Below are 6,686 nucleotides of genomic sequence, written 5' to 3'. Positions count from 1 at the left end.
TCGGAGGCGGCCAGGACCAGCCCGTCGGTGCTGAACAGCAGGGCGTTGACGACACCGGGTTCTTCGGTCAGCTTGTTCAGGGCCCAGGTCATGTCCGTTGAGTCGGCGGTGGGACGGTCGATCATGACTCGGGGTGTCCTCCGTGGTCGGTGTCGCTGGTGCCGTATCCCGCGCTGAGCGCGCGGCGCATCCGCTCGAAGCCCTCGGCGAGGGTGTCGGGGTCGCCGGCGTCGGTGATGGCCTCCTGGCTGGGCACCGAGGGGCGGGGCGCGGTGAGGGGATCCTTGGGTTGCCGTTTGGGCAGGCCGAGAGCGGTCGCGGTCGATTCGTGGATGTCGAGGACGACGAGAGCCTCTGCGGAAGGATCCGCAGGAGCGTCAGCAGGGAGGAGAGCTTGGACGGGTGGCACAGGGGAGAGTTCGGGTGCGGTGCGCCGCAGACCGATCTCCTCGGCCGGGGAGCGGCTCATGAGGTCGTCGGGCACCATGAGCACGGCCTTGACACCGCCGCTCGCCGAGGGAGCGCTCACGTCGACGCGGAACCCGTAGTCGCGGGCGAGCCGGCCGACGATGGCGAAGCCCAGCTTGCGCTCGTCCTCCACGGTGGTGACGTCCACGGCGGTCCGCAGCGACAGCAGCCGCTCGGCGGCCTCCCGCTGGAAGTGGTTCATGCCCAGGCCGCTGTCCTCCACCACGATGCGGTAGCCGGCCTGCACCCGCTGGACGTAGACGCTCACCGGGTCGCCGGAATAATCGGCGGCGTTGGACAGCAGCTCGGTCAGGGCGACCACGACCGGCTCCACCACCCGGCCCTCGACGAACAGCTCGCCGACCTCCGGCAGATAGGTGTAGTGCACGCGGTCGTAGGGACCGATGCGGCCGCGGGCGCTCTCCACGATCTCGCGGAAGGTGCAGTCGGCCCGCTGCGTGCCCGGCCACGAGCCGGTCAGGATGCGCAGGCGCTGCACCATGTGCAGGCTCCGGGTCGCGAAGTGGTCGATGTCGATGAGGCTCTGGTGGTAGGCGCTGGCCTGCGGATGCTTGTCCAGCTCCTCGTCGATCTTCATCTGGAGCCGGGTCAGGAACGCCTGCGCCTCGTCGGCCATGCCGCGCACCCCGGCGCGGGCCGCCCGGCCGACGCCGGCCCGGGTCGTCTCCAGCGCCTCGCGCACCAGGTCCTCGACCGCCTGGTGGAGGTCCTCCAGCGGCGTGCCCTTGAGCATCGGGTTGTGCAGGCCGGCCGCGACGACGCCGGGCCGGCGCCGTACCTCGGCGTCCAGCAGGGCCGGCAGCCGCTGCTCGGCCAGGTGCCGGGTCTCCTCCAGGGCGGCCTGGTACCACTCCACGTTCACGGCGGTTTGCCGGCGCAGCTCGTCGGCCTCCCGCGCGAAGGCCAGCCGCGCCTCCTCGACCTGGCGCGCGGCGTCGATCCTGGCCTGCGCGGTGTCGTTCTCGGCGGCGCGCCGGGCCCGGACGGCGGCCCGGGCGGTGCGGGTCTGCGCGGCCAGCGCTCCGCACGCGACGGCGAGACCGCCCCCCAGCAGCAGTTCGGCCACGATGTTCGGTTCGATCATGAGAGTCCTCGGGACGGGGGAGCCGGGCGCGCGCCGGAGGCGAGGCCGGACCGGGGACGGAATCGTCCTCTCGGGGATAAAAGAGCGGTCCGGAGCCGGTACGGCACCTCGGGACAGACACCTCGGCGTACGTACCTGGCGGGTAGTGGTGGGATCGCGCGTTGAACGTCCGTCACCGGCTCGGGCAGGTCGCTCATCAGCCGGCTCCGGCCGGGAAAGAAGTCGTCGACGGCGCCATGAAGGGCTCCTTCCTGCTGCCTGGAAGCTGCCGGTGACATCAGGCGGAATATCCCGCCCTGGGGTACTCCCGCCCTCAGGCACCCCGGGGGCGGAGGTGATGCCCGCCCGGCACGCTAGACCGCAACGGTGCCGGGTGGGCATCACCTCCCACTCGGTCCCTGGGCGGGACGAGCGGGGGATCTTTTCGCGGACGGCGCGGTGCCGGGGCTGGGTGGGGCCGGGGCGCCGTCCGCGGGCGGCACACAGCTAACACGATCTCTCCGCGCTCTGGGTAACCGATTGATGGCGAAGAGTAGTGATTCTTCCTCTTGAGGTGGGAGATCTTCCCCCGAAGTGGAAATTCGTCAACCGCTGTTGCTGCCCGTTTCCTGTGTGCTCGTGAAGCGGGAAATGGTGGGTCCGCCTGTCGGCGCCCCATGATCGAACGGTGGTCGGCGGCTCACAGGCAGGGCTCCTACCAGGGGGAATGTTGGAAAGGCTGGAGGTCTGCCGGTCGTCTGGGCATTTTCGGCATGCCGTAGTCCCGGGAAATGGTGCGTGCCGTATGCGCGCACAGGGAAACGCAGTCGCTCGCCGGATGAGGTGCTTTCTACCGGGGAAAGGAATCCTCTGCCCCGGGTGCAAGATCCCTCCGCCGTGCCGCGCCGCCGTCGCCGATCTGTTCTGTCCGGGGCGGCGGCGGGTGGTAGACATGGCCGGGAGCGCAGTAGGGCGGCATCGTCCTATCCCCTCCTTGCGCCGGGGAAGGCGCCGCTGGTCACCCGGATACGATGACCAGCGGCGCCGCACCCGCCTGCCCTCATCGAGCGTGACCAATCCTCCGCCCCACCGCTGTCGCGGCTGTCGCCGCGGACGGGCTGGAGCCGGCCGAGCCTCGGGCAGCCGGTGTTGACCAGCCAGTATGCCGCAGTGTTGTGGTGTGAGCGGGGACGCGCCCGCATACCGTGATCCATGTGCGACCCGGCCCTGCCTCCGGGTTCGATCCGGTGGTCGTGGCCACCGACGGGTTTGCGCCTCGCCTCTTGGAGAGCCTGATCGCATCATCACTCACGGGAAACGCTTGCCTACTCAAGGTAGATCAATGGCATTATGTAGGCGCCCGGTTACGGTTCGCATCAGCGGCCTGGCCGTGCCTGTCTTATCCGGCCGGTGATACCGGTCCGTCACGTCCCCCTCCCCCTCAGCTTGCGCATCCACCGGCAACCCTCGCATCCACCTACGCCTTGCCTCTGCCCGGTGCCGGTGCCGGTGCGCGAAGGAGATTGCCTCGATGCGATCCGACCCCGATCTGCCCCCGTCTGCCCGGCCATGGCTGGTCTACCTGCTGTCCGGGCTGGCCGGCACCGGTGTCCTGCACCTGCTGCGGCACATCGATGCCACCGGTACTGCGGCGATGATTGCCGCACTGGTGCCGGGTACCGCTGCGGCCCTCACCGTCGTCGCCGGCATCGGCCGTCACCGCCCTGCCTACGGTCTGCCCTGGCTGCTGCTGGCCGCCGGGCAGCTCAGCGCCGCCCTGGGCGCTTTCGCCCTCCACCTGCGCCGCGACGAGTGGACTCCTGACGTCGGCCCCGGCCTGGCGAGCGTCTTGTTCCTGCTGGCCTACCCGCTGACGGCCGCCGCGGTGCTGATGTTCCTGCGCAGGCGCGGCCTGATGTGGACGCTGACCGACGGGATCGACGCTGCGATCATCGTCGTGGGCGCCGGCCTGCCGCTGTGGACGATGGTGGTCTCACCGGTCATGGCCGATCCGCACCAGCCCACGGCGGCGGCCTGGGCGGCGCTCTACCCGGCGATGGACCTGGTCCTGCTGCTCATGGCGGTACGGCTGATCCTGGGCAACGCCGCCCGCACCACCGCCCACTGGCTGCTGTACGCCCACGGCACATTGATCTTCCTGGCCAACACGACCTACGCCATCCAGCGCATGCTCGGACACGGCCACAGCCACCTCACCGACATGCTGTGGTCGTCGGCCCCCCTGGTCCTGGCCGCGGCAGCCCTGCACCCGTCCATGACACGACTGGACCGGCACGCCGCCGCCGCGCCGGCGACCGGAACCGGCAGGCTGGTCATCGTCGCGGCCACCTCCCTCGCCCCGCCGTGCTTCCTATACCTCCAGCATGTGCGCGGCACGCCGGTGCACACCCCCACCCTGGCCGCCGGCTGTTTGATCGCGTTCGCGCTGATGCTGACCCGCATGACCCTCCTGCTGCAGGCGCAGCGGCGCGTCGCCCTCACCGACTCGCTGACCGGCCTGTACACCCGGCGCTTCCTCGAGGACTTCCTCGGCCGCCGAGCCACCGCCGCCTCCCGCGCGATAGGAGGCCTCCTGGTAGTCGACATCGACCACTTCAAGTGGATCAACGACACCTACGGCCACTCCGTCGGCGACGCGGTGCTGCGGGAGGTCTCCGGCCGGCTGCGGGCCGGCCTGCGCAGCGACGACATCGCCGTCCGCTACGGCGGAGAGGAGTTCCTCGTCCTGCTACAGGACTGCGACCCGGCGCACCTTCACGAGCTGGGCGAGCGCATCCGCCGCGGCATCAGCAGCGTCCCGGTGCCCACCGCAGAGACGCCGGTGGCGGTCACCGTCTCGATCGGCGCGGCCGTCCGGCAGCCCGGCCAGGGCATCGCCGGCCTCATCGACACAGCAGACAAGGCCCTGTACGCGGCCAAACGGTCCGGACGCAACCGGCTCGTCATGAACCTGCCGGTCGCCGGCTGATCTCCTTCACCCGCGTCCCCACGTCAGCTGTGGCCCTGGGCGCCTATGGCGCGGACCACTGCGGCGATCTTCGGCGCGTCTCGCGCCATGCGGGGCCGGCCGGTGCGCGGACACGGATCCATGGGCCCTGGAGCAACCGCCATGACCGGCCGATGGCGTCCGTGTCCGCGCGGCGAGCGCGGTCCCCCCTCCAGACAACCCCACTCGCGTCATGATTTCTACCAGCATAGGAGTCGTTACGGTAGGTGAACGTTCAATGGAAGCGGGACGGATTGATCTTCTAGTGCCGACGGCTCTTCCGTGCGGGGCCGTGGCTCGGTCTGAAGAAGGAAGATTGATCGGCTTGTACTGAAAACGGTGGCGTTCTGGCTGAGTCCTCGAGGCCGGTGATCGCCGGCACGCTGATCCGGCTGACCGTGGAACGGCTGCCCGGCGATGCCCATCCCCGGCCGGTGTGACTGTGGTCCTCGGCCCTGGACCTGCCGGCCGTCCGGGTCGACTTGCTGTGGCAGGCGTTCCTGCGCAGATTCGACCTGGAGCATACGTTCCGGTTGTGGAAGCAGACCTTGGGCTGGACCGCACCGAAGATCCGCAGCCCGCAGGCGGCCGACCGCTGGACCTGGCTGATCATCGCCGCCTACGAGCGGCGCGCGCTCGGGATCGGCTCGCACTGGCCGTTCGATCAGTGGAGGCGTTTCCTGCCCGAGCACACCACCGCCGTCAGCCTGCTGGACCGGCTGCTGCATCACAGCATCGTGGTGGTCGCCGAGGGCGAGTCCTTCCGCATGCGCCAGGCCCGCACGCGAGGCTCCGGACGATCGACCAAGAAGTAGTCAACTACGGAAGGGCGGGGACTTCTATCTGACCACCAGCGGCGACACGCACTTGACCGTTGACACACCCGCCTCCCTGAGCTCTACCGCCTTGCGAGACCGTGTCCCGGCCGGGAACCGCTCTGCGGGGAGGGTTCATCAGCGGCCCCGCCGCATCGGTGTGAAAGCGCTTCTACAGATCGGTCCCGGTCGGTTCTGCGGTGAGCGGCCGCGCGGTGGAGGGGGAACGGTTCCTCACCGGCGGAACCGGTGCCCGTCCACTCCTCTCACCGTGCGGGTGGGATCAGTAGTAGTGGCCGGCTTCGGGCGCTTCGGCAGGCCGGTCGGCGGGTGGCGACCCGGCCAGTAGTGCGCGGACCTCGGACAGCAGGTCACGGACCTCGAAGGGCTTGGTCATGTAGCGGTCGACGCCGGAGATGAAGCCCAGCGACCGGGACAGCTCACTGCCGCGGGCGGTGAGCATGATGATCGGCAGGTGGGCGGTGGCGGGGTCCTCGCGCAGGGCCTGGCCGACCCGCATGCCGGACATGCCGGGCATCATGACGTCCAGGATGACCAGGTCGGGCCGGTCGATGCGGGCGTGGTGCAGCCCCTCGACGCCGTCGGCGGCGGCGATGACGTCCAGCCCCACGCTGGTCAGCACGTCGGTCAGCAGGGCGCGGACATGGGGTGCGTCGTCGACGACCAGGACGGTGGCCTGCGCCGGGAACGGCCGGGCCGGGGCGGCGGGGGACTCGACAGGGTTCATGGTGTTCTCCTAGCGGTGGTCGGCCGGGTGGTCGGTGATGGAGTGGACGGGATCGGAGGTTCGGGTGCGCCGGGTTGTCCGGCGACCTGCGGCACGACGGATGCGGCGGACTGCGGCGCGGGGGCTGCGAGGGGCAGGGTGACGGTGACGGTGGTGCCCCTGCCCGGGACGGACCGGACGCCGATGGTCCCGCCGTGGGCGTCGACGATGGCCTTGCTGATGGCCAGGCCCAGGCCGGTGCCCGGCACCTGGTTGTCGCTGGCGGTGGAGGAGCGGAAGAACCGGGTGAACAACCTGCCCTGCTCCTCCTCCGGGATGCCGACCCCGGTGTCGGCGACGGCGAGGGTGACCGTGTCCCCCCGGACGCCGCCGTCACGGCCGGCGCTGACGGTGACCGTCCCTCCCCGCGGGGTGAACTTGACGGCGTTGGACAGCAGGTTGAGCAGCACGCGCTCCAGCTGGGCCGCGTCGCCTTGCAGCGGCGGCAGGTCCGGCGCCAGGGCCGCCGCCAGCTCGACCCCGGCGGCGGTGAAGGCGGGCTGCACCGCGGCGCGGCAGCGGCCG

General features: G+C 70.6%; 5 protein-coding genes. 2 read left to right on the top strand and 3 right to left on the bottom strand.

Features of this window, described 5'->3' with window-relative positions; translation table 11 throughout:
* Positions 1-121: 121 nt before the first annotated feature.
* Positions 122-1,573, bottom strand: coding sequence for an ATP-binding protein (locus tag ACFOWE_RS01955; protein ID WP_377284999.1), 1,452 nt, complete (start codon positions 1,571-1,573; stop codon positions 122-124).
* A gap of 1,510 nt (positions 1,574-3,083) precedes the next feature.
* Between ACFOWE_RS01955 and ACFOWE_RS01950 the strand changes: the two genes are divergently transcribed.
* Both ACFOWE_RS01950 and ACFOWE_RS01945 read left to right on the top strand, forming a co-directional pair.
* A complete protein-coding gene (locus ACFOWE_RS01950) occupies positions 3,084-4,541 on the top strand; it encodes a GGDEF domain-containing protein (protein ID WP_377284998.1) in 1,458 nt (485 codons plus the stop codon).
* Positions 4,542-5,107: 566 nt separating this feature from the next.
* Entirely contained in the window at positions 5,108-5,374 is a 267-nt protein-coding gene (locus tag ACFOWE_RS01945; protein ID WP_377284997.1) for an ATP-binding protein, read from the top strand.
* Positions 5,375-5,657: 283 nt separating this feature from the next.
* Here ACFOWE_RS01945 and ACFOWE_RS01940 read toward each other — a convergent pair whose 3' ends face one another.
* Both ACFOWE_RS01940 and ACFOWE_RS01935 read right to left on the bottom strand, forming a co-directional pair.
* Positions 5,658-6,122 carry a response regulator transcription factor gene (locus ACFOWE_RS01940; RefSeq protein ID WP_377284996.1) on the bottom strand — a complete coding sequence of 155 codons (465 nt, stop codon included), beginning with the start codon at positions 6,120-6,122 and terminating at the stop codon, positions 5,658-5,660.
* The coding region (locus tag ACFOWE_RS01935) for a sensor histidine kinase (RefSeq protein WP_377284995.1) at positions 6,119-6,686 on the bottom strand (568 nt) is incomplete at its 5' end. The genes ACFOWE_RS01940 and ACFOWE_RS01935, both read right to left, overlap by 4 nt.

The sequence above is a fragment of the Planomonospora corallina genome (genome assembly GCF_042650625.1).
GTDB classification, from domain to species: Bacteria; Actinomycetota; Actinomycetes; order Streptosporangiales; family Streptosporangiaceae; genus Planomonospora_B; species Planomonospora_B corallina.
Note: the sequence above shows the minus strand (reverse complement) of the source record. Positions and strands in the feature narration are given on the sequence as shown.